Origin of the sequence: Agrobacterium sp. SORGH_AS_0745, from assembly GCF_030818995.1 — a bacterium.
Taxonomy (GTDB): Bacteria; Pseudomonadota; Alphaproteobacteria; order Rhizobiales; family Rhizobiaceae; genus Agrobacterium; species Agrobacterium tumefaciens.
Genome location: NZ_JAUTBI010000003.1, coordinates 887148 through 907704, shown reverse-complemented (window position 1 = coordinate 907704; position 20557 = coordinate 887148). Strand labels below are relative to the sequence as shown.

General features: G+C 58.9%; 19 protein-coding genes and 1 pseudogene. 15 read left to right on the top strand and 5 right to left on the bottom strand.

Annotated features, from left to right (window positions below; translation table 11 throughout):
• Positions 1-45: 45 nt before the first annotated feature.
• The 4 genes and pseudogenes from QE432_RS14090 to QE432_RS14075 form a co-directional block, all read right to left on the bottom strand.
• Positions 46-1687: pseudogene (locus QE432_RS14090) on the bottom strand (ABC transporter ATP-binding protein).
• A gap of 5 nt (positions 1688-1692) precedes the next feature.
• Positions 1693-2838, bottom strand: a complete 1146-nt coding sequence (locus tag QE432_RS14085) for an ABC transporter permease (RefSeq protein ID WP_003514514.1) — start codon at positions 2836-2838, stop codon at positions 1693-1695.
• Positions 2838-3932 carry a microcin C ABC transporter permease YejB gene (locus QE432_RS14080; RefSeq protein WP_111795078.1) on the bottom strand — a complete coding sequence of 365 codons (1095 nt, stop codon included), beginning with the start codon at positions 3930-3932 and terminating at the stop codon, positions 2838-2840. The genes QE432_RS14085 and QE432_RS14080 overlap by 1 nt, the downstream gene beginning before the upstream one ends.
• A 142-nt stretch (positions 3933-4074) precedes the next feature.
• Complete coding sequence (locus QE432_RS14075) at positions 4075-5919, bottom strand: extracellular solute-binding protein (RefSeq protein WP_306624670.1); 1845 nt, start codon at positions 5917-5919, stop codon at positions 4075-4077.
• Between the two features lie 206 nt (positions 5920-6125).
• Between QE432_RS14075 and mepA the strand changes: the two genes are divergently transcribed.
• The 4 genes from mepA to dapB all read left to right on the top strand — a co-directional run bounded on the left by mepA (position 6126) and on the right by dapB (position 9647).
• Positions 6126-7175 carry a penicillin-insensitive murein endopeptidase gene (gene mepA, locus QE432_RS14070; protein WP_306624668.1) on the top strand — a complete coding sequence of 350 codons (1050 nt, stop codon included), beginning with the start codon at positions 6126-6128 and terminating at the stop codon, positions 7173-7175.
• Between the two features lie 101 nt (positions 7176-7276).
• Positions 7277-7660, top strand: coding sequence for a methylglyoxal synthase (locus QE432_RS14065; protein WP_065703632.1), 384 nt, complete (start codon positions 7277-7279; stop codon positions 7658-7660).
• Between the two features lie 21 nt (positions 7661-7681).
• Entirely contained in the window at positions 7682-8704 is a 1023-nt protein-coding gene (locus QE432_RS14060; RefSeq protein WP_065703630.1) for a glucokinase, read from the top strand.
• A gap of 115 nt (positions 8705-8819) precedes the next feature.
• On the top strand, positions 8820-9647 hold the full coding sequence (gene dapB, locus QE432_RS14055; protein WP_306624665.1) for a 4-hydroxy-tetrahydrodipicolinate reductase: 828 nt from the start codon (positions 8820-8822) through the stop codon (positions 9645-9647).
• Positions 9648-9669: 22 nt separating this feature from the next.
• Here the strand turns inward: dapB and phnF are convergent, their stop codons facing one another.
• Positions 9670-10407, bottom strand: a complete 738-nt coding sequence (phnF, locus tag QE432_RS14050; protein ID WP_003514498.1) for a phosphonate metabolism transcriptional regulator PhnF — start codon at positions 10405-10407, stop codon at positions 9670-9672.
• Positions 10408-10489: 82 nt separating this feature from the next.
• Between phnF and phnG the strand changes: the two genes are divergently transcribed.
• The 11 genes from phnG (at position 10490) to phnE (QE432_RS13995) (ending at position 20299) form a co-directional block, all read left to right on the top strand.
• Positions 10490-10951, top strand: a complete 462-nt coding sequence (gene phnG / locus QE432_RS14045; RefSeq protein ID WP_003514497.1) for a phosphonate C-P lyase system protein PhnG — start codon at positions 10490-10492, stop codon at positions 10949-10951.
• A complete protein-coding gene (phnH, locus tag QE432_RS14040) occupies positions 10951-11559 on the top strand; it encodes a phosphonate C-P lyase system protein PhnH (protein ID WP_306624663.1) in 609 nt (202 codons plus the stop codon). The genes phnG and phnH overlap by 1 nt, the downstream gene beginning before the upstream one ends.
• Position 11560: 1 nt before the next feature.
• Positions 11561-12670 carry a carbon-phosphorus lyase complex subunit PhnI gene (locus tag QE432_RS14035; RefSeq protein WP_065661500.1) on the top strand — a complete coding sequence of 370 codons (1110 nt, stop codon included), beginning with the start codon at positions 11561-11563 and terminating at the stop codon, positions 12668-12670.
• A gap of 133 nt (positions 12671-12803) precedes the next feature.
• Positions 12804-13706 (top strand): alpha-D-ribose 1-methylphosphonate 5-phosphate C-P-lyase PhnJ, encoded by a 903-nt coding sequence (locus QE432_RS14030; protein ID WP_003514490.1) that lies wholly within the window; start codon positions 12804-12806, stop codon positions 13704-13706.
• Complete coding sequence (phnK, locus tag QE432_RS14025) at positions 13703-14479, top strand: phosphonate C-P lyase system protein PhnK (protein WP_003514488.1); 777 nt, start codon at positions 13703-13705, stop codon at positions 14477-14479. Before QE432_RS14030 ends, phnK begins: the two co-directional genes overlap by 4 nt.
• Positions 14480-14483: 4 nt before the next feature.
• Entirely contained in the window at positions 14484-15191 is a 708-nt protein-coding gene (phnL, locus tag QE432_RS14020) for a phosphonate C-P lyase system protein PhnL (RefSeq protein ID WP_003514486.1), read from the top strand.
• Positions 15188-15805: a transferase hexapeptide repeat family protein gene (locus tag QE432_RS14015; protein WP_038489430.1), complete on the top strand. Its 618-nt coding sequence runs from the start codon at positions 15188-15190 to the stop codon at positions 15803-15805. The genes phnL and QE432_RS14015 overlap by 4 nt, the downstream gene beginning before the upstream one ends.
• Positions 15806-16042: 237 nt before the next feature.
• Complete coding sequence (gene phnC, locus QE432_RS14010; RefSeq protein ID WP_003514481.1) at positions 16043-16903, top strand: phosphonate ABC transporter ATP-binding protein; 861 nt, start codon at positions 16043-16045, stop codon at positions 16901-16903.
• Positions 16904-16988: 85 nt separating this feature from the next.
• Positions 16989-17894, top strand: coding sequence for a phosphonate ABC transporter substrate-binding protein (gene phnD / locus QE432_RS14005; RefSeq protein ID WP_003514479.1), 906 nt, complete (start codon positions 16989-16991; stop codon positions 17892-17894).
• 69 nt (positions 17895-17963) lie between these two features.
• Positions 17964-18950 (top strand): phosphonate ABC transporter, permease protein PhnE, encoded by a 987-nt coding sequence (gene phnE / locus QE432_RS14000; RefSeq protein ID WP_013635271.1) that lies wholly within the window; start codon positions 17964-17966, stop codon positions 18948-18950.
• On the top strand, positions 18950-20299 hold the full coding sequence (phnE, locus tag QE432_RS13995; protein ID WP_038489427.1) for a phosphonate ABC transporter, permease protein PhnE: 1350 nt from the start codon (positions 18950-18952) through the stop codon (positions 20297-20299). The genes phnE (QE432_RS14000) and phnE (QE432_RS13995) overlap by 1 nt, the downstream gene beginning before the upstream one ends.
• Positions 20300-20557: the final 258 nt, after the last annotated feature.

Here is a 20557-nt window from a genome sequence, read left to right as displayed (position 1 = left end):
AGCAACAGAAAAATCATCGTCTTAATAGAAACAGCAATGCGCCTGCTACTGGCTCACCGCTTTAGTTTCGACTGCCTCGATATTGAAAGCAGCAGCCAGCAGGGCCTTGGTATATTCCTGTTGCGGATCGGCGAATATCTCCGCTGCCGGGCCGCTCTCCACCACCTTGCCGTTGCGCATGACGATTACGTCGTTGGCAAGCGCTTTAACTACCTTCAGGTCATGACTGATGAAGAGATAGGCGAGTTCGTGGCGGGCCTGAAGATCGCGCAAGAGATCGACCACCTGTGCCTGCACGCTCATGTCGAGCGCCGATGTGGGCTCGTCCAACATGACGAAGCGGGGTTTCAACACCATGGCGCGGGCAATGGCGATACGCTGACGCTGGCCACCGGAAAATTCATGCGGATAGCGCCAGCGCGTCGCCGGGTCGAGCCCGACTTCTTCCAGCGCCTGGGCGACACGGGTATCCCGCTCATCGGCGGAAAGCTGTCGCTCGTGCACCTTCAGACCCTCGGCAACGATTTCGCCCACCGACATGCGTGGGCTGAGCGAACCGTAAGGATCCTGAAACACCACCTGAAGCCGATTTCTGAGGGGCTTCATCATTTCATAGGAATAGCTGTCGATCGACTGACCGATGAAACTGATACGCCCCTCAGACGCTATAAGACGCGATAGGGCGAGACCGAGTGTCGTTTTGCCGGAGCCGGATTCGCCCACGACGCCAACCGTCTGTCCTGCGCGCAGGGTAATATCGATACCGTCAACCGCCTTCACGTGGTCGACCACCTTGCGCATCAGCCCCGCCTTTATCGGGAACCAGACTTTTATGTCGTCGCCCTGCATGACGACAGGTTTGCTGGCATCGGAAAGCGGCGGCTCGCCCTTGGGTTCGGCAGCCAGAAGATGGCGGGTATAGGCATGCTGCGGATCGGTAAACACCTGCTCCACCGTGCCGGTCTCGACGATCTTTCCCTTGGTCATCACGCAGACACGATCGGCAAACTTACGGACAATGCCGAGATCGTGGGTGATGAACAGCATGGACATGCCGTGCCGGTTTTTGAGGTCGCTCAACAGTTCAAGGATTTGCGCCTGAACCGTTACATCGAGTGCGGTCGTGGGTTCATCTGCTATCAGCAGTTTCGGCCGGTTGGCAAGCGCCATGGCGATCATCACGCGCTGCCGCTGGCCGCCGGACAATTCTATGCGGATAGGCCTTCAGGCGCTTTTCCGGCTCGCGGATGCCCACCTGCAATAACAGTTCCAGCGTGCGCGCCCGCGCTTCAGCGCCGGTGATTGCCTGATGCAGTTCCAGAATCTCGCCGATCTGCCGCTCGATGGTGTGGAGCGGGTTGAGCGAGGTCATCGGCTCCTGGAAAATCATGGTGATGTCGTTGCCGCGAACAGCGCGCAACGCGCGTTCCGGCAGGGTCAGCATATCCTTGCCGTCGAACAGGATTTTGCCCGAAGGATGGCTCGCCGCCGGATAGGGCAGCAATTTGAGAATGGAGTTCGCCGTGACCGATTTTCCCGAGCCGGATTCCCCGACTAGGGCGACAACTTCGCCCGGCATCAGGTCGAAGGAGACATGATCTACGGCGACGCTGGTCGCTCCACCCTGATGAAAGGCAACGGAGAGATCACGGACGGAGAGAAGCGGCTGGGTCTTTGTTTCCATCATGGCGATCACCGGAACGTCTTGCGTGGGTCGAAGGCGTCTCGCACCGCCTCGCCGACGAAGATCAGCAGCGACAGCATGATGGACATGGTGAAGAAGGCCGTGAGGCCAAGCCAGGGCGCCTGAAGATTGTTCTTGCCCTGCGCGATCATCTCGCCCAGCGATGGCGATCCCGGCGGCATGCCGAAGCCGAGGAAATCGAGCGAGGTCAAAGTGGTGATCGAGCCGGAGAGGATGAACGGCAGGAAGGTCAGTGTTGCCACCATGGCGTTTGGCAGAAGATGCCGGAACATGATTGTCCAGTTGCCGACGCCAAGGGCGCGGGCGGCGCGGACATATTCGAAGTTTCTGGCACGCAGGAATTCCGCCCGCACGATGCCGACGAAGCCGACCCATGAAAACAGCAGCATGATGCCAAGCAGCACGAAGAAACCCGGCGGCAGAATAGCCGCGATGATCAGCAGGATGTAAAGCACCGGCATGGATGACCAGATTTCAATGAAACGCTGCAACAGCAGGTCCGTCCAGCCGCCGAAATAACCCTGGATGGCGCCGGCAGTCACCCCAACGAGGGCGGAAGCGATCGTCAGCGTCAGGCCGAAAAGCACGGAAATACGGAAGCCATAGATCATCCGCGCCGTGACGTCGCGCGCTTGATTGTCGGTTCCGAGCCAATTGAGATTGCCGAGCGTACAGCCGGGATCGGCATTACCCTGCGGATAGGCCGAGCAGCGGTCCTTTTCATCCATCAGCCAGAAGGGTGCCGTGGGCGCGGAATGCGGAATGTTGGAATTGACCGTCTGATAGGAATAGCGGATCGGCGGCCAGATCATCCAGCCATTGGCGTTGATCTCGTCCTGAATGAAGGAGGATTTGTAGTCAGTCTGGGCAAGGAACCCGCCAAACTTTTCCTCCGGATAATCGACCATGACCGGCACCAGAAATTCGCCCTTGTAGGAAGCGAAAATGGGTTTGTCATTGGCGATGAATTCCGCAATCAGGCTCAGGAAAAACAGAATCAGGAACAGCCAGAAGGACCAGTAACCGCGCCGGTTTGCCTTGAAATTCTGCCAGCGGCGCTTGGTGGTTGGTGAAAACCACGGGCGCTTCGGCTTTACCAATGTTTCCGTTGCGGCGGTATGGGCAAGCGTCATCACACGTCCCTCCGCTCGAAATCGATTCGCGGATCGATCCATGTGTAGATAAGGTCGGATAGGAGGCTGACCACGAGGCCCATCAGCGAAAAGATGAAGAGCGTGCCGAACACGATCGGGTAGTCGCGATTGACGACCGAGAGATAACCGAGGCGGCCTAGGCCATCCAGCGAGAAGATGTTCTCGATCAGCAGCGAACCGGTGAAGAATGCCGAGATGAAGGCGCCCGGAAAACCGGCGATCACGATCAGCATAGCATTGCGGAAGACGTGGCCATAAAGAACCTTACGTTCGCTGAGCCCCTTGGCGCGGGCGGTCACGACATATTGCTTCTTGATCTCGTCGATGAAGGAATTTTTCGTCAGAAGCGTCGTCGTCGCGAAAGCCGAAAGCGATAGCGCGATCAGCGGCAGGGTCAGGTGCCAGAAATAGTCGATAATCTTCTGCCACCAGTTCAGCTGGTCAAAATTGTCCGATACCAGACCGCGCAGCGGGAACCAGTCGAAGAACGATCCGCCGGCGAAAAGCACGATGAGAAGAATGCCGAACAGGAAGCTTGGAACGGCATAACCGATGATGATGATGCCCGATGTCCAGATATCAAAGGTCGAGCCGTCGGAAACGGCTTTCTTGATGCCGAGTGGAATGGAGATCATGTAGGAGATGATCAGGATCCAGAAGCCGAGCGACATCGAGACCGGCAGCTTGTCGATGATGAGATCGATGACCGAGGAATTGCGAAAGAAGCTGTCGCCGAAATCGAAGCGTATGTAATTCCACATCATTTCGAGAAAACGGGTGAGCGGCGGCTTGTCGAAACCGAACTGTTTCTCGAGCTTGGCGATCAGCTCCGGATCAAGGCCCTGCGCACCGCGATATTTCGAGCCGCTTTCATCGAAACCGCCGGACTGGCCCGTAAGATCGCCGCCGCCGGAGAGGCGGTCGGAGGCGCTGTCGCCCTGCCCAGTCAGTTGCGCGACGACCTGTTCCACCGGCCCGCCTGGCGCGAACTGGATGACAAGAAACGAAATGCCCATAATGCCGATAATGGTCGGGATCATCAGCGCCAGACGTCTGAGAATATAGGCGCCCATCAGCCTTTGCTCCCGGCTGATACGTCAGCGGTTTTCGTTTCTGTCAAACCCGGTCCTTTCCTGAAAGCGCTGCCTTGCGCGATCCAAGCGATTCGTCTCGCCCTATGTGAATCAAGCCTTCGGCGCGAAAGCAAGCGCGGCGTCAGTTCGCGGCCTGGCTGGACCACCATCCGTCCGGAAAACCGATGCCATATTGCGGCAGGTTTTCCGGACGGATGAGCGTGTTCCAGTAAGCGACGAACATCTCGCCGCGATAAAATTGCGGTATGACGTAGCTGTTTGCCAGAAGCACCCGGTCAAGCGCCCGCGCGGCGGCCACCTGCTCATCCCGGTTGGGCGCAAATATGACCTTCCTGACCAAAGCGTCGACGGCAGGGTTCTTGATGCCGGCGAGATTGTTGGAGCCCTGCCGGTCGGCCGCCGCCGAACCCCAGAAATCCGCCTGTTCGTTTCCGGGATTTGCCGACGTCGCCCAGAGCTTGACCGCAACGTCGAAATCGAAGCTGCGGGTACGGTTGGTATATTGCGAGGCATCGACGGTGCGGATGGTCGCATTGACGCCGATCTTCTTCAGGTTCTGGACATAGGGCAGGATGGTTCTTTCCATGCCGGAGGAATCGATCAGAAACTCCATATCCAGCGGCTGCCCGCTCGCCGCGTTGACCATGCGGTTGCCGCGAAGCTCATAACCGGCCTCCTTCATCAGCTTGACCGCCTCGCGCAGATTGTCACGCTGTTTGGCGGGTTCACCGGCGACGGGATTGCTATATTCGGTGGTGAAGACCTCCGGCGGCACCTGATCCTTCAACTCCTGAAGAATTTCGAGTTCACGACCGGTCGGCAGGCCGGAAGAGGCGAGCTCGCTGCCCATGAAAAAGCTGTTGATGCGCTGAAACTGACCGTAAGCCAGCGTCCTGTTCAGCTCTTCGAAGTCGAAAGCATAGTTAAGCGCCTTGCGCAGTTTCGGGTTCTGGAACTTCTCCCGCCGCATGTTCGGCACGAAGGCCTGCATGATGCCGACGGCGCGATAGATGTTCGGCAATTCCTCCTTTGTGACGCGGCCTTCCTTGACGGCCGGAAAATCATAACCAGTGACCCAGCGGCTGGAAGAAGCCTCCTGCCGGAAATCGACTGTGCCTGATTTGAAAGCCTGGAACTCGACGTCCTGATCGGCAAAGAAGGTATAGGTGATTGTTTTGAAATTGTGCTGGCCGACATTCACATTGATGTCCTTGCCCCAATAGTCGTCACGTCGCTCATAGGTCATCGTCGATCCGGGAGACAGCGACGCTATTTTATAGGGGCCAGAACCCATCACCGGCTCCAGCGTGCCACGCGATATGTCGCGCGGCTTGCCATCCGGACCAACGCCCTCCCACCAGTGTTTGGGAACAATCAGCAACTGCCCGACGATCTGCGGCAATTCGCGATTGTTTTTTTCATCGAAGGTAAAGGTGATGTCCCTTTCACCCGTCACCTCTGCCTTGGTGACATGGGTGTAATAGGTCGCAAGCTGCGGGCTGAGATCTTTGGCTTTTTCAAAACTGAAGACGACATCTTCCGGCGTCACCGGCTTGCCGTCGGCCCATTTCGCTTCCGCGCGCAGCCGGAAGGTGGCTTTGGAGATATCGTCGGGATAGCTCACGCCCTCTGCCAGGAGACCGTAGGAGGCCGAGAGTTCCTCTTCAGTCGATTTCATCAGAGTATCGAAAACCAGTGAAAGACCTGTGGCCGCCTCACCCTTGGCGAGCAGCGGATTGAGCGTGTCGAAGGTTCCAGACGTCGACAGGCGTAGCGTGCCGCCTTTCGGCGCCTTGGTGTTCACATAGTCAAAATGATCAAAACCATCGGGATGCTTCAATTCGCCGACCGTCGAGATTCCCTTTCGCCACACATCCGCAGACTGTGCGGAGGCGGCCGCCGGCATCAGCATGGCGGAGGCCGCAAGAGCGACGAGGAGCCGGGATTTCAGCGGTGCCAATTTCATTCGGGACGTTCCCTGTTTTCGTGTTTGTTGAAGAGAGCATAAAACAAACATTGGCAAAAAACAGATGCTCCGGCTCACAAGCTCTTTATTGAGGCCTTTATTCGCATGCCTTGGTGCGGACGGCTTGAAACATGGTTTCAACAAAATCCCGATCCAGTTTATCCTGAGGGGCGAGAGAATCATTTAGTCGGAACGGGCACGAATATATGACGGCGGGATCATCCAGAGTTTTCAAGGCGGCCATGCTGGCGATTTCGGTCGTTTCGGCGCTCCAAGTGCAGACGCAAATCGCATCGGCCGAGGACAGGCCCGCGAAAGAAGTATTCGGCCACATCGACCTGCCATCTGCGAATAGCCCCCAGCCGATCGGCTCCTATGCAAAGGGATGTCAGTCCGGCGCCATCGCCATGCCCGCAGATGGCCCGACGTGGCAAGCCATGCGCCTTTCCCGCAATCGCAACTGGGGCCAACCGCAGCTGATTTCCTTCCTCGAGCGGTTTTCGCAGGATGCACAGAAAATCGGCTGGCCGGGCCTGTTGCTCGGAGATATCTCGCAGCCGCGCGGTGGACCGATGCTGACAGGCCATGCCTCGCACCAGATCGGCCTCGATGTCGATGTGTGGTGGCGGCCCATGCCGAACCCAAGGCTGACGGTGCAGCAGCGCGAGACGCTGCCTTTCATTTCCATGCTTGATAAGTCCAAGTTCCTGACGGTCGATGACCGCAAATGGTCGCCGCTCAATGCACGGCTGGTAATGATGGCAGCGAGCTATCCGCAGGTGGAGCGGGTCTTCGTGAACCCGGCAATCAAGCAGAAACTCTGCCAGACATGGACCGGCGACCGCACCTTCATGGGCAAGATCAGGCCAATCTACGGTCACGACGAACATTTCCACATCCGGCTGGAATGCCCGCCCGGCGCGCCCAACTGCAAACCTCAGGCCGAAGTTGGCAAAGGTGACGGTTGCGACAAGTCGCTGGCCTGGTGGTTCACCAAGGAACCATGGGCGCCGCCGAAGAAAGACCCCAATGCCAAGCCGGTGAAACCCCGTCAGGTCATGGTCTCCGATCTGCCCGCAGCCTGTGCCGCCGTGGCCGCCGCCCCATCCGCCAATACGGAAGGTTTTGCTGCCCAGGCATATTCCCCGGCGCAGGCCGTGCGCCAGCAAGGCGTGGAACAGATCATCCAGAACGCTCCGGCCATTCAGCCACCTGCGGATATTCCGCTTCCGACCCAGCGCCCGACATTGAACTGAAACAGAAATGCGGCATTAAACAGCTTCCCTTTTCAAATGGGGACAAGCTGTTATAGAAGGCTTCAAATCGATTTAATTCTTTATGGGAACAGGCTGGGGACATGGCAGGACAACGCTGTATCGCACTCATCGCTCACGACGAGAAAAAAGACGATATGGCGGATTTTGCGCGTCATCACCAAAAGGTGCTTTCCGGCTTCAAGATCGTCGCCACCGGCACCACCGGCGGGCGCGTTCAGGAAGCCTGCCCCGACCTCAGCGTCATTCGCCTCAAAAGCGGCCCGCTTGGCGGTGACCAGCAGATCGGTGCGATGATCGCCACCGGTGAGGTCGATATGCTTATCTTCTTCACCGACCCGCTGACGGCGATGCCGCATGATGTGGATGTGAAGGCGCTGACGCGGCTTGCCACGGTTTACGACATTCCCATGGCGCTCAATCGCGCCACCGCAGAAAACCTGATCGACTTCAACCTCGCCAAATGACGCGCCAACATGGAACAGGTAATGCCGAAGACGTCCGATACCGAATATCTTTCCTTTCCGATCCTTCTTGGCGACATCGGCGGCACCAATGCCCGCTTTTCCATTCTGATCGATTCCTTTGCGGAACCGGTGCACCTCACCACCGTGAAAACAGCGGAATATCCGACAATTGACGACGCCATCCAGCAGGCGGTTCTGGACAAGACCTCGCTTCAGCCCGTGTCGACCATCCTTGCGATCGCCGGCCCCATCGAAGGCGACGAAATTCCGCTGACCAACTGCCATTGGGTTGTGAAGCCGAAAGATATGCTGGCCAAACTCGGCCTGAAAGACGTCATCGTCATCAACGATTTCGAGGCGCAGGCACTGGCTATTGCCGCGCTCGACGACGACAACCGCGATTCTATCGGCTCCGGCAAAAAAGACATGCTGGCATCGCGCGTCGTTCTCGGACCAGGCACAGGCCTTGGCGTTGCCGGTCTGGTTTACGCCCGGCATATGTGGTTTCCAGTGCCTGGCGAAGGCGGCCACATCGATATCGGCCCCAGAAGCGCGCGTGACTATGCGGTCTTTCCGCATATCGAGACCATCGAGGGCCGTGTCGCCGGCGAACAGATCCTTTGCGGGCGCGGGCTGGTCAATCTTTACCGGGCCATCTGCACCGCCGATGGCATCGAGCCGATCTTTTCCGATCCGGCCGACATAACCTCGCAGGGGCTTTCGGGCCAGAACCCGCAGGCGAAAGAGACGCTTTCGCTTTTCAGCACCTATCTCGGCCGTGTGGCGGGTGACCTTGCCCTGATCTTCATGGCCAAGGGCGGTGTCTATCTCGCAGGTGGCATTTCGCAGAAAATCGTTCCGGCGCTGAAAAGCCCTGAATTCCGGGCGGCGTTCGAAGACAAGGCGCCGCACAGTGCCCTGATGCGCAGCATTCCCACCTTCGTCGTTACGCATCCACAGGCGGCCCTTTCCGGTCTCGCCACCTACGCGCGCACCCCTTCGGATTTCGGCCTTTCACTCGACGGGCGGCGCTGGAGAGCCTGATCTGCGCTTGGGACAGGCTTGCGAAGCGGGCGGGCGGTCATTAACGTCGGTGAGGTATGGGTCAGTCAATTGAATGGCGACCTTGAACGGCAGGACGTGAAAAGTGAGTGAAGGCATGAGCGGCAGCGATATGAAACTGGTGGTGGTTGGTGCGGCGGGCCGCATGGGACAGGCGCTGATCCGCCTTATTCACCAGACACCGGGTGTAACGCTGCATGCCGCCGTGGCGCGCGAAGGGTCTGCTTTTGTTGGCCGCGATGCCGGCGAGATTGCCGGTCTCGGACCAATCGGCATCGAGATCACCAGCGATCCCTTGCAGGCATTCCTGCATGCGGAAGGGGTGATCGACTTCACCTCGCCTGCAACCAGCGTCACTTTCGCCGGTCTCGCCGCGCAGGCCCGCATCGTGCACGTCATTGGCAGCACCGGTTGCTCACTGGGCGACGAGGAAAAATTCAAGGCAGCGTCACGCCATGCCCGCATCGTCAAATCGGGCAATATGAGCCTCGGCGTCAATCTGCTCAGCGTTTTGACGCAGCAGGCCGCCAAGGCACTGGATGCGCAGAACTGGGATATCGAAATCCTGGAAATGCACCACAAACACAAGGTGGACGCGCCCTCCGGAACAGCGCTGCTGCTCGGCGAAGCGGCGGCAGCGGGCCGCAAGGTCGATCTCGCCACCTCCTCCGTTCGTGTGCGTGACGGGCATACGGGTGCGCGCGAAGCGGGCACAATCGGTTTTGCGACGCTGCGCGGCGGCTCGGTGATCGGCGAACATTCGGTGATCTTCGCTGGCGAGGGAGAGCGCGTCGAGCTTTCCCACTACGCCGGCGACCGCTCCATCTTCGCACGCGGCGCGATTGCGGCGGCGGTCTGGGCCTTCGACAAGAAGCCGGGCTTCTATTCGATGCTGGATGTTCTCGGCCTTTCGCAGGCAGAATAACGCTTCAGTCTATGTCTGCGCCTTAATTTTCCACGGTAAACTCAACCGTATCGGCCGAGAACCGGCTGATGGCATATTGCACGGGAATGCCGTCCATATCCGCGTTCAGCGCCTGAGTGACGAGCAGTATTGCGCCCGGCGACAATTCGAGATCGGCCAGATCCTGCGTATCAGCGTGGCTCGCGGAAATGACGGTAGAGATGCGCACATAATCCGCGACGCCCAGCATTTCGAAGGCGGCGGTGATCGACCCACTTTTTTGATAGGCTTCCCCTATCCCTGAAAAACGGTCCGCCGGAAACCACGTGGTCGAGCGGGAAACCGGCCGGCTGTCGGCCTTTCGCAGGGTTTCCAGACGCACAAGCGGTGCACCCGGCTGTAATTGCAGCCGTGCCGCCAAGTCGGCATTTGCCGGCTCGGTGGTGTGGGAAAGAAGCAGCGCCTGCATATCCTTCACCTGATCGCTGATACCGGCCGTGAACCGTGTGCGCAGTGAAATCGGAAAGCTCAGTCGTTCCTTGCGCGCAATCATCGTGCCGCGCCCCTGCCTCGCCTCGAGAATGCCTTCGCTTGCCAGCGCGGCAATGGCGCTCCTGACGGTATGGCGGTTGACACCGAATTTTTCGGCCAGCGTCATTTCTGGCGGCAACATGCCGGTTTCGTCGTGATCGCCCGCTGCGATCTCGCCCCTGATCCTGTCGGCGATCTGTCGCCAGAGCGCCACGCCGTTCTTTCTTTTCATCGCTGCCGAAGGGCTCATGTCACACGCTTGTCATTCATCGACGTTAATTGTAACTTATATTGTATAGTTGTCTATATCAATAGACATTAGAGGTCAAGCGATGAATAACGAAGCTGCGAATTCACATGCGGAAAGGAAACGGGTGGCAGCACTTCTTGCCCGCGCCACCGTTCAGGAACTTGAGGCCGTCTGGAGCCGGCAGGATGCCAGCCCGCAGACGGAAAACGTGCGGGGGCCTGAAACCGGCCTCGTGATGGTCAAGGGCCGTATCGGCGGCGGCGGTGCGCCCTTTAATCTCGGCGAAACCACCGTGACCCGGGCAACCGTGAAGCTCGCATCCGGCACCGTCGGCCATGCGCATGTGCTCGGCACCGGTCGCAAGAAGGCCTGGTACGCTGCGGTTTTCGATGCGCTCTGGCAGGAAAACCCGACACGCGGCTTCATCGAGACCGAGCTTCTTTCACCGGTCGAAAAAAGACTGGCCGAGGAGAAAGATCGGAAAACGAAAGAAACAGCCGCAACTCGTGTAGATTTCTTCACCATGGTTCGAGGAGAGGATTGATGGGCGTGAAAGCGGAAGCATTGACGGGCGGTTTTTCCGACGCCGTTTTCGATTCACAGCGAATCTTCAAGAAGCTCATGGACGGCATGGCCCGGCCAGGGACAGCGCAAACGATCGAAACAACAGTTGCCCCGCCGCTGCCGCTTGGTGCGGCCAGCGGCGCCGTTCTTCTTGCACTTTGCGACCATGACACGCTGGTCTGGCTGAGCGGCGCGCTACGCAAAACCACGGTGCCGGGATGGATCGGGTTTCACACCGGGGCGGTTACAACAGAGGAAAAAAGCGCGGCGCATTTCGCCGTCATTGAGGCGGGAAGCGCAATTGCCTCCTTCGGTCTCTTTGCCCAGGGCAGTCAGGAATACCCCGACCGTTCCACGACGGTCATCATCGAATTGCCCGATCTTGACGGCGGACGGGAACTGTTGCTGTCCGGCCCCGGCATCCGCCATATCAACATCATTAGCCCATCCGGCCTGCCGGACATATTCCCGAGGCTATGGGCGGAAAACAACGCCATCTTCCCGCGCGGCATCGACATCATCCTGACGGCTGGCGACAAATTCGTCTGCCTGCCACGCACGACGCGCATTCAACCCGTGGAGGCATAAGATGTATGTTGCTGTCAAAGGCGGGGAAACCGCCATCGCCAACGCCCACCGGCTTCTGGCAGACAAGCGGCGCGGAGACCGCGCCCTGCCCGCCATGACGGTGGCGCAGATCGTTTCGCAGCTTTCGCTCGCCGTTGACCGGGTCATGGCGGAGGCTTCGCTTTACGACCAGTCGCTGGCCGCCCTTGCCGTCAAGCAGTCTCGCGGCGACATGATAGAAGCGATTTTCCTGCTGCGCGCCTACCGCACGACCCTGCCCCGTTTCGGCTACTCTGTTCCCGTGGATACTGCGAAGATGACGGTCCAACGGCGCGTTTCGGCGACCTACAAGGATTTGCCGGGCGGGCAATTGCTGGGACCGACCTTCGATTACACCCACCGCCTGCTCGATCCCTCGCTGCTGGAGGACGGAGCTGTCGAGATCCCTGCCATCCGTGAAGGCGAGACAGAATACGTCATGCGCGTATCCGACATTCTCGCCGAAGAAGGCTTGATCGAAAGTGACGGCGACATGCCGGACGACCACGTTGCCGGCGATCTGACACGCGAACCGATAGAGTTTCCGATGGCGCGTGACCTGCGCCTGCAATCGCTTGCACGCGGCGACGAGGGCTTTCTTCTGGCGCTCGCCTATTCGACGCAGCGCGGTTACGGACGCACACACCCCTTCGTCGGTGAAATCCGCATCGGCGAGGTGGAGGTCGAACTGGATGTGCCGGAGCTCGGTTTTGCTGTCTCGCTCGGCGACATCAAGGTCACCGAATGCCAGATGGTCAACCAGTTCAAGGGTTCTGCCAAGGCACCTCCGCAATTCACCCGCGGTTACGGTCTGGTGTTCGGCCAGAGCGAGCGCAAGGCGATGGCCATGTCACTGGTCGACCGTGCGCTACGCGCCGCTGAATTCGGTGAGGATGTGGTTGCCCCGGCGCAGGACGAGGAATTCGTCATCTCGCACGCCGACAATGTGCAGGCGACGGGCTTTGTCGAACATCTGAAATTGCCGCACTACGTGGATTTTCAGGCCGAACTGGGCCTGGTGCGCAAAATGCGCGCAGATTTCGACGCGACCGACACCGATGCCGGGGAATGGATGAGCGATGCCGCCGAATAAATCAGCGACTGTGCTGCTCGCCGAACCAATAGGCGCAAAAGACGGTCAATGCTGCGAAAGCGGCAAAAAACACGGCTGCAAGAATTCCAATCTCCATGAGCTTGTACTCCTTTTTTCGCAAGGTTAACGCGCAATGCTTAAAGAAGTTTCATTCGACGACGGGCTGGCTGCCTACAACTTCGCCTATCTGGACGAACAGACGAAGCGGATGATCCGCCGGGCGATCCTGAAGGCAATTGCCATTCCCGGTTATCAGGTTCCCTTCGCTTCCCGTGAAATGCCCATGCCTTACGGCTGGGGCACCGGCGGCGTGCAGGTGACCGCCGCCATCCTCGGTCCAGACGATGTCCTGAAGGTTATCGACCAGGGCGCCGACGATACCACCAACGCCGTTTCCATCCGCGCCTTCTTCCAGAAAGTCGCTGATGTCGCCGTCACCACCCGCACCAAGGATGCAACCATCATCCAGACGCGGCACCGCATTCCCGAAGAAGAACTGCATTCGGGGCAGGTCCTTGTCTATCAGGTTCCCATTCCTGAACCCTTGCGGTTCCTCGAGCCGCGTGAGACCGAAACCCGCGTCATGCATGCGCTGGAGGAATACGGCCTGATGCACGTCAAGCTTTATGAGGATATCGCCCGCAACGGCCGTATCTCCACCACCTATGCCTATCCGGTGAAGGTTGCGGGGCGCTATGTGATGGACCCCTCGCCAACCCCGAAGTTCGACAATCCGAAAATGCACCTGTCGGACGCCCTGCAATTGTTCGGGGCCGGGCGCGAAAAGCGCATCTATGCCGTGCCACCCTACACGGATGTCGTCAGCCTGGATTTCGAGGACCATCCGTTTGAAATCCAGAGCTTCGACAAGCCCTGCGCGCTGTGCGGCGGGGAGAATGTCTATCTGGACGAGGTGGTGCTGGACGACAAGGGCGGGCGGATGTTCGTCTGCTCCGACACCGACCATTGCGAAGACCGCCGCGCCCATGGCCACAAGGGCCATTTGCTGGCGGATGTGAAGGAGGCCGCAGAATGAGCGACGCACCGCTTCTGAAAGTCAGGGACGTTTCGAAATATTACGGCGACCGCGCCGGTTGCCGCAACGTCTCCTTCGAGCTTTATCCGGGCGAAGTTCTGGCAATCGTCGGTGAATCCGGCTCCGGCAAGACCACGCTTCTCAACTGCATTTCCACACGGCTCGTGCCGACGGCTGGCAGCGTGGAATATCGCATGCGCGATGGCTCGGTGCGAGACCTCTATCATATGGGCGAGGCCGAACGGCGTTTCCTGATGCGGACAGACTGGGGTTTCGTGCACCAGAACCCAGCGGATGGACTGCGCATGGCGGTTTCGGCAGGCGCCAATGTCGGCGAGCGGCTTATGGCTGTCGGTAACCGGCATTACGGCAATATCCGGCAATCGGCCAGCGAGTGGCTGGAACGGGTGGAAATCGGCACAGACCGCATTGACGACCAGCCACGCGCCTTTTCCGGCGGCATGCGTCAGCGTCTGCAGATTGCCCGTAACCTGGTGACCTCACCGCGCCTCGTCTTCATGGACGAACCGACCGGCGGCCTCGATGTCTCGGTGCAGGCACGCCTGCTCGATCTCGTGCGTGGTCTCGTCAACGATCTCGGCCTCGCCGTTATCGTCGTCACCCATGATCTGGCGGTCGCGCGGCTGCTTTCCCATCGCATGATGGTGATGAAGGGTGGTGACGTCATCGAACACGGTCTGACAGACCGGGTGCTGGATGATCCGCGCGAACCCTACACGCAATTGCTTGTTTCCTCCATTTTGCAGGTTTGACGCCATGCCGACACCCCTTATCGTTTCGGAAGTCTTCAAAAGCTTCACCATGCATCTTCGCGATGGCATCGAACTGCCTGTTGTCCGCGATGTCAGTTTCTCCGTGTCCGGCGGAGAATGTGTCGTGCTCGGCGGCCCGTCCGGCATCGGCAAAAGCTCGATCCTGAAAATGCTCTATGGCAATTATGCCATCGACAGCGGCCAGATTCTCATCCGCCACGAGGATCAGGTCATCGACATGGGCAGCGCCTCGCCGCGCACCATCCTCGAGATTCGCCATCGCACCATCGGGTATGTCAGCCAGTTTCTGCGCACCGTGCCGCGCGTTCCGGCGATCGACGTCGTCGCCGAGCCGCTTTTTGCGCGCAAGGTTGCCGCGGAAGAGGCCCGCGAGCAGGCAGCCGTTCTGCTTTCGAAACTCAACCTGCCGCGGGAATTGTGGTCGCTGCCGCCAGCAACCTTTTCCGGCGGCGAGCAGCAGCGCGTCAACATCGCACGCGGTTTCATCACCGATCACGCGATCCTGCTTCTCGATGAACCGACCGCATCCCTGGATGCCGCCAACCGACGGGTGGTCGTGGAGATGATCGCGGAAAAGAAGCGCAAAGGGACCGCCTTGCTCGGTATTTTCCATGACGAGGAAGTGCGGGAAGCCGTGGCCGATCGCGTTCTGGATGTCTCGCAATTCTCCCCCCGGAAGGCAGCGGCATGAGTGTGAAGGTCGGTCTCGAACCTGTTGTCCACGAAAGTGCCCGCGTCACCAATTCATCGATCGGCCGCTATACCGAAATTTCGGAACGCTGCCGCATCGAGGAAGTGGAGATGGGCGACTATTCCTATGTCATGCAGGACGGTGCGATCTGGTGCGCCACCATCGGCAAATTCGTCAACATCGCCGCATCCGTCCGCATCAACGCGACCAATCATCCGATGTCGCGCGCCACACTTCACCATTTCACCTACCGCGCCCGCAATTATTGGGACGACGCCGAAGATGAAAATGACTTCTTCGCCGCCCGCCGCGCCAAGCGCGTGGTGATCGGCCACGATGTCTGGATCGGCCATGGCGCGACCATCCTGCCTGGCGTCACAATCGGAAACGGTGCTGTAATCGGGGCCGGTGCGGTCGTGTCGAAAGACGTTGCGCCCTATACCATCGTCGGCGGCGTACCCGCCCGGCTGATCAGGAACCGCTTCCCGGCGGACCTTGGCCAGCGCATGGACGATCTCAAATGGTGGGACTGGGACCACGCAACGCTGCGCGGCGCACTGGACGATTTCCGCACCCTCGCCGCCGAGGATTTCGTGGCGAAATACGCCGGGTAAAATCGCCCCACACCGAAGAAACTGCAGATTCCGGGGGTCGTGCTCCGGGGTCTCCCTAACCATGTCTGCGAGACACCCGCCGGCCTCAATCCGGTGGCACGACTACTAAAAGGTTCGCAGGCGACCACGCGCACGCCTTATCTGCGCATTCTGTAATATTTTCTTCATCAAACTGACATTCACGCTTCACGCACCGCTGTTAGGTCGAACCCCATCAGAAGAAGATTGGACGGGGAAATGAGCTTTCACCTGAAGCAAGTCACGCGCCGTTTCGGCAACCACACTGCGGTCGATTCCGTGAATGTGGAAATTCCGCAAGGCCAGATGGTTGGCGTGATTGGACGTTCTGGCGCAGGAAAGTCAACGCTGCTGCGCATGATCAACCGCCTCGTCGATCCCTCCTCGGGTTCCATTCATTTCAACGACACGGAAGTCTCTTCGCTGAAGGGTGCCGCCCTGCGCAACTGGCAGCGCGACTGCGCGATGATCTTCCAGCAGTTCAATCTGGTGCCGCGTCTCGACGTGCTCACCAATGTCATGCTCGGCCGCCTGAACCACCGTTCGACCGTGCTCAGCCTGTTCAACATTTTCACGGATGAAGAGCGCCTGATGGCGATTGCCGCCCTCGAGCGGCTCGGCATCGAGCACGTAGCCATGCAGGCGGCGGGCACGCTTTCCGGCGGCCAGCAGCAGCGCGTCGCTATCGCCCGGGCACTAATGCAGTCTCCGAAGATGGTTCTCGCCGACGAGCCGATCGCCTCTCTCGATCCCCTGAACGCCAAGATCGTCATGGACGCCCTGCGCGACATCAACGAGCGTGAAGGCATCACCGTCATCACCAATCTGCATACGCTGGATACGGCGCGCAATTATTGCGAACGCATCATCGGCATGTCGCAGGGTCGAGTCGTTTTCGACGGAACACCCGCCGAACTAACGGCTGCGGCGGTCACGGAGATTTACGGCACGGATTCACACGGCGCCGGCATCGACGAGACCATGACCTCGACCAGCATCAATATTCCCGGCGCGCAGCTTGCCGCGCGTCCGGTTCAGCAATCTGCCGGTCCCGAACCGCTGGCTCTCGCCGGGCTCTGAGGAACCGCTCAGCATCGTTTGCGCCCGCGTCAAGGGCCGATACTTCACAACAAACTCCGGCTCGCCGGGAAACAGGAGAAAGTCCATGTTGAAGAAAATCCTTCTTTCGGCAGTCGCCCTTGGCGTTCTGGCCGGTTCGGCCATGGCTCAGGACGTCAAGGTCCTGCGTATCGGTCTCGACGGTTCGGAAAATGAAGCCGACCAGATCCGCAACACGAAGTGCGTTGCGGATGGCCTCAAGGCTGCAACCGGCGTTTCCGAAGTTCAGGTTTTCCCGTCGCCGGACTATAACGGCGTTATCCAGGGCCTGCTCGGCGGCACCATCGACATTGCATCCATGGGCGCTTCTTCCTACGCCAAGATCGCCATTGCCGATCCCAAGGCCGTCGATCCGATCCTGACCTATACCGGCTCTGACGGTTCCAGCGGCTACTACACGATCATGGTTGCCCGCAAGGACAGCGGCATCAAGTCTCTGGCTGACGCCAAGGGCAAGAAGATCGGCTTCGCCGACCCTGACTCCACCTCGGGCTTCCTCGTCCCGAACGTATCGATCCCGAAGGAAACCGGCGTTCCGGTCAAGGAATATTTCTCCGAAACCGGCTTCGGCGGCGGCCATGAGAACCTCGTTCTCGCCGTTCTCGACAAAAAGTTCGACGTCGGCACGACATTCGGTTCGGGCGTCGGCAAGTGGGAAGAAGGCTACTCCGGCGGCAACCTTCACCAGATGGTCAAGAAGGGCAACCTCGACATGGACGATATCGTTCAGGTCTGGAAGTCCCCGCTGATCCCGAACGGTCCGCTTCTCGTTGCCAACAAGATCGGTGACAGCATGAAGCAGAAGGTCGAAGACTTCTTCATGGAACTGCCGAAGAAGGATCTCGCCTGCTTCCAGGGTTACACCCAGGGCAAGAACACTGCCTACATCAAGGTCGACCCGGCTTTCTACCAGACGATCATCGACGCCCGTAAGTCCGTTATCGGCGGCTGATCCTCAGATCATATCCTGAAGCGGCGGTGCCTTGCGGCATCGCCGCTTTTGCCAATAAAGGAAAGCGGCATGGCGACCACACTGCAACATGGTACCCTCACGCCCGAGGGATTGAGCGCATCGTCCCGAACGGTGATGCGTCATTATCAACAGCAGCTTAGGACACGGCGGATTTATACCGTTATGTCGCTCGTTATCTTCCTCATCGTCCTTGCCGCCTCACTGAATTTCGCCAATGAGGCCAATTCGGGCAAGTTCTTCGAGCGCCTGCCATATTTTTTCGACTTCATGAAAACATTCGTGCCGGATAGTCCGCTCGAGGTCTTCCGGGCGATGTTCGACCTGCCGTCGCCCTATGACAACGGTTCGCTGAAATACAACTATGTCGCGGATCGCGTTTACATCACCAACGGTTTCTACATACCGCACTTCATCTATCAGCTGATCATCACGCTCAACATCGCGCTGGTCTCGACGATAATAGGCACGACCTTCGCATTTGTGCTGTGCTTCTTTGCCTCCACCAACCTTATCGGTGCCGGCCTCGTGCGCTGGGTTGTACGCCGGGTAATGGAGATCCTGCGCGCTTTTCCGGAGATCGTCGTCGCGGGATTGCTGACTGCCATCTTATCGATCGGGCCGATCGCGGCGATCATCGCGATTTCCGTGCACACCATCGGGGCTCTGGGGAAGCTATTCTTCGAAGTCGTGGAAAATGCCGACATGAAGGCGGATGAAGGCCTGCGTGCCGCGGGTGCCAACTGGCTGGAGCGGGTTCGCTTTGCCATCGTGCCGCAGGTCCTGCCCAATTTCGTGTCCTATGCATTGCTGCGTGCCGAAATCAACGTACGCGCCTCGACCATCATCGGCGCCGTTGGTGGTGGCGGCATTGGCGAGGTCTTCCGGCTGTCGATCGGTAACGATCACGCTTCCAAGACCTATGCCATCATCATCCTGCTGCTGATCACCATCATCGCCGTAGACCAGTTTTCAAGCTGGTTGCGCCGCAGGCTGATCGGCCATCAATCCTTCGAATTCGGACGGGGAGCGGCCTGATGTCGTCCAGCTTCATTCTCAATACCGCAGACCGCGAGAGGCTGACGGCCGCACATCCCGCAATTTTCAATCGCGGCTTCATGCAGCGATACGGCTTGCTGACCGGTATTGTCGCCGTCCTCGTCTATCTCACCGCCTGCTTTTTCTTCTTCAATGTCGGCCCCGCTTTCATGCAGGGTCGATGGGATCGCGCTTCGAGCTACATTCAGGACTGGTATTCCTGGCGGGCCCAGCCACGCCTTCGTTTCGAAGACGGGAAGGTGAACCCGCAGTGGTCAAGCCGGATGCAATATCCCGCCGATGCGCCGATCGACTGGCTGCAACCCTTGCCGGATGGCGGCTACAGCGTCGTTTACGCGGGCACGCAAAACCGTCTCGACGTAACGCCGACCCGGGTGGACGTCTATGTGGACGGCAAGAACTATCCCGTCATCATCAATGGCGACAAGGCTCTGGCGCCTGAGGTCCTGCCGCAAGAGATCACGCAGGACGGCAACAAGGTTCTCGTGCATTACGGTTTTGCCGGACAGGCGGAAATCCGCACCAGCCAGGTTTACGTGCAGCGGCGGTTCCTCGGGTGGGCGAACTTCCTGTTCGATACCAAATCGGAATTCTGGGGCAAGAGCTACGGCGACCTTGCCGCACTGGCGCTGTGGGGGGAAAGGCTCGATCCCACGCGCTCAAACATCAGCCACATGGTCGATGATTTCCTCGACAATGGTGTCTGGCAGCACGCCGATATTCTTTCCAAGCTGATGCAGACGCTGGTGATGGCCTTTGTGGGCACGCTGTTCGGCACGCTCGTTGCCCTGCCGCTCGCCTTTCTAGCCGCACGCAATATCACCGCTAACAGGGCCGCCAACTGGGGCATGAAGCGTCTATTCGACTTCCTGCGCTCGATCGACATGCTGATCTGGGCGCTGTTCTTTACCCGCAGCTTCGGTCCGGGGCCGATCCCCGGCATTGCCGCGATCTTTTTCACCGATACCGGCGCGCTCGGCAAGGTCTATGCCGAGGCGCTGGAGAATGTTGACGACAAGCAGCGCGAGGGCGTCAAATCGGTTGGCGCTTCCCCCATTGCCGTCAATCGTTTCGGCGTGCTTCCGCAGGTCCTGCCGGTCTTCATTTCCCAGTCGCTTTATTTCTGGGAAAGCAACACCCGTTCCGCCACGATCATCGGTGCGGTTGGTGCTGGCGGCATCGGTTTGAAACTGCTGGAAGCGATGGGTACCAATGCCGACTGGGACAAGGTCGCTTATATGGTGCTGCTCATTCTCTTCGTGGTTTTCCTGTTCGACCACATCTCGAATTCCCTGCGGTCGCGCCTGATCGGGAAAACCCAGCATTAATTCATAAAGCAGGAGCGGGATTTCGCTATCCCGCTTCCCGAGACGTGCGCAAAACCGGAACCTCTTTGCAAAGTCAGATACATCCCCTCAATGCGCCAGCATCCGTCTTGCGGACATTCGAGAGACACGCGGCGTTTCAAGCGCTTTTTTTCCTGGGGCATCATCATTCTGTCACGGAAAGCGATTACCTCGCACTCCTGACCTTGCGGGAAGCGGGCGAGTCACGCCAAATAGCTTTTCATCCAGGTTTTCCATGAC

Excerpts from the sequence above, each read along its gene's own strand:
- phnD (WP_003514479.1), top strand. The coding sequence starts at position 16,989 with ATGTTGAAGAAAATCCTTCTTTCGGCAGTCGCCCTTGGCGTTCTGGCC.
- QE432_RS14015 (WP_038489430.1), top strand. The coding sequence starts at position 15,188 with ATGAGTGTGAAGGTCGGTCTCGAACCTGTTGTCCACGAAAGTGCCCGC.
- QE432_RS14030 (WP_003514490.1), top strand. The coding sequence starts at position 12,804 with ATGCTTAAAGAAGTTTCATTCGACGACGGGCTGGCTGCCTACAACTTC.
- phnL (WP_003514486.1), top strand. The coding sequence starts at position 14,484 with ATGCCGACACCCCTTATCGTTTCGGAAGTCTTCAAAAGCTTCACCATG.
- phnF (WP_003514498.1), bottom strand. The coding sequence starts at position 10,407 with ATGAGCCCTTCGGCAGCGATGAAAAGAAAGAACGGCGTGGCGCTCTGG.
- dapB (WP_306624665.1), top strand. The coding sequence starts at position 8,820 with ATGAGCGGCAGCGATATGAAACTGGTGGTGGTTGGTGCGGCGGGCCGC.
- phnE (WP_038489427.1), top strand. The coding sequence starts at position 18,950 with ATGTCGTCCAGCTTCATTCTCAATACCGCAGACCGCGAGAGGCTGACG.
- QE432_RS14075 (WP_306624670.1), bottom strand. The coding sequence starts at position 5,919 with ATGAAATTGGCACCGCTGAAATCCCGGCTCCTCGTCGCTCTTGCGGCC.
- QE432_RS14060 (WP_065703630.1), top strand. The coding sequence starts at position 7,682 with ATGCCGAAGACGTCCGATACCGAATATCTTTCCTTTCCGATCCTTCTT.
- QE432_RS14035 (WP_065661500.1), top strand. The coding sequence starts at position 11,561 with ATGTATGTTGCTGTCAAAGGCGGGGAAACCGCCATCGCCAACGCCCAC.
- mepA (WP_306624668.1), top strand. The coding sequence starts at position 6,126 with ATGACGGCGGGATCATCCAGAGTTTTCAAGGCGGCCATGCTGGCGATT.
- phnG (WP_003514497.1), top strand. The coding sequence starts at position 10,490 with ATGAATAACGAAGCTGCGAATTCACATGCGGAAAGGAAACGGGTGGCA.
- QE432_RS14080 (WP_111795078.1), bottom strand. The coding sequence starts at position 3,932 with ATGGGCGCCTATATTCTCAGACGTCTGGCGCTGATGATCCCGACCATT.
- QE432_RS14065 (WP_065703632.1), top strand. The coding sequence starts at position 7,277 with ATGGCAGGACAACGCTGTATCGCACTCATCGCTCACGACGAGAAAAAA.
- phnE (WP_013635271.1), top strand. The coding sequence starts at position 17,964 with ATGGCGACCACACTGCAACATGGTACCCTCACGCCCGAGGGATTGAGC.
- QE432_RS14085 (WP_003514514.1), bottom strand. The coding sequence starts at position 2,838 with ATGACGCTTGCCCATACCGCCGCAACGGAAACATTGGTAAAGCCGAAG.
- phnH (WP_306624663.1), top strand. The coding sequence starts at position 10,951 with ATGGGCGTGAAAGCGGAAGCATTGACGGGCGGTTTTTCCGACGCCGTT.
- phnC (WP_003514481.1), top strand. The coding sequence starts at position 16,043 with ATGAGCTTTCACCTGAAGCAAGTCACGCGCCGTTTCGGCAACCACACT.
- phnK (WP_003514488.1), top strand. The coding sequence starts at position 13,703 with ATGAGCGACGCACCGCTTCTGAAAGTCAGGGACGTTTCGAAATATTAC.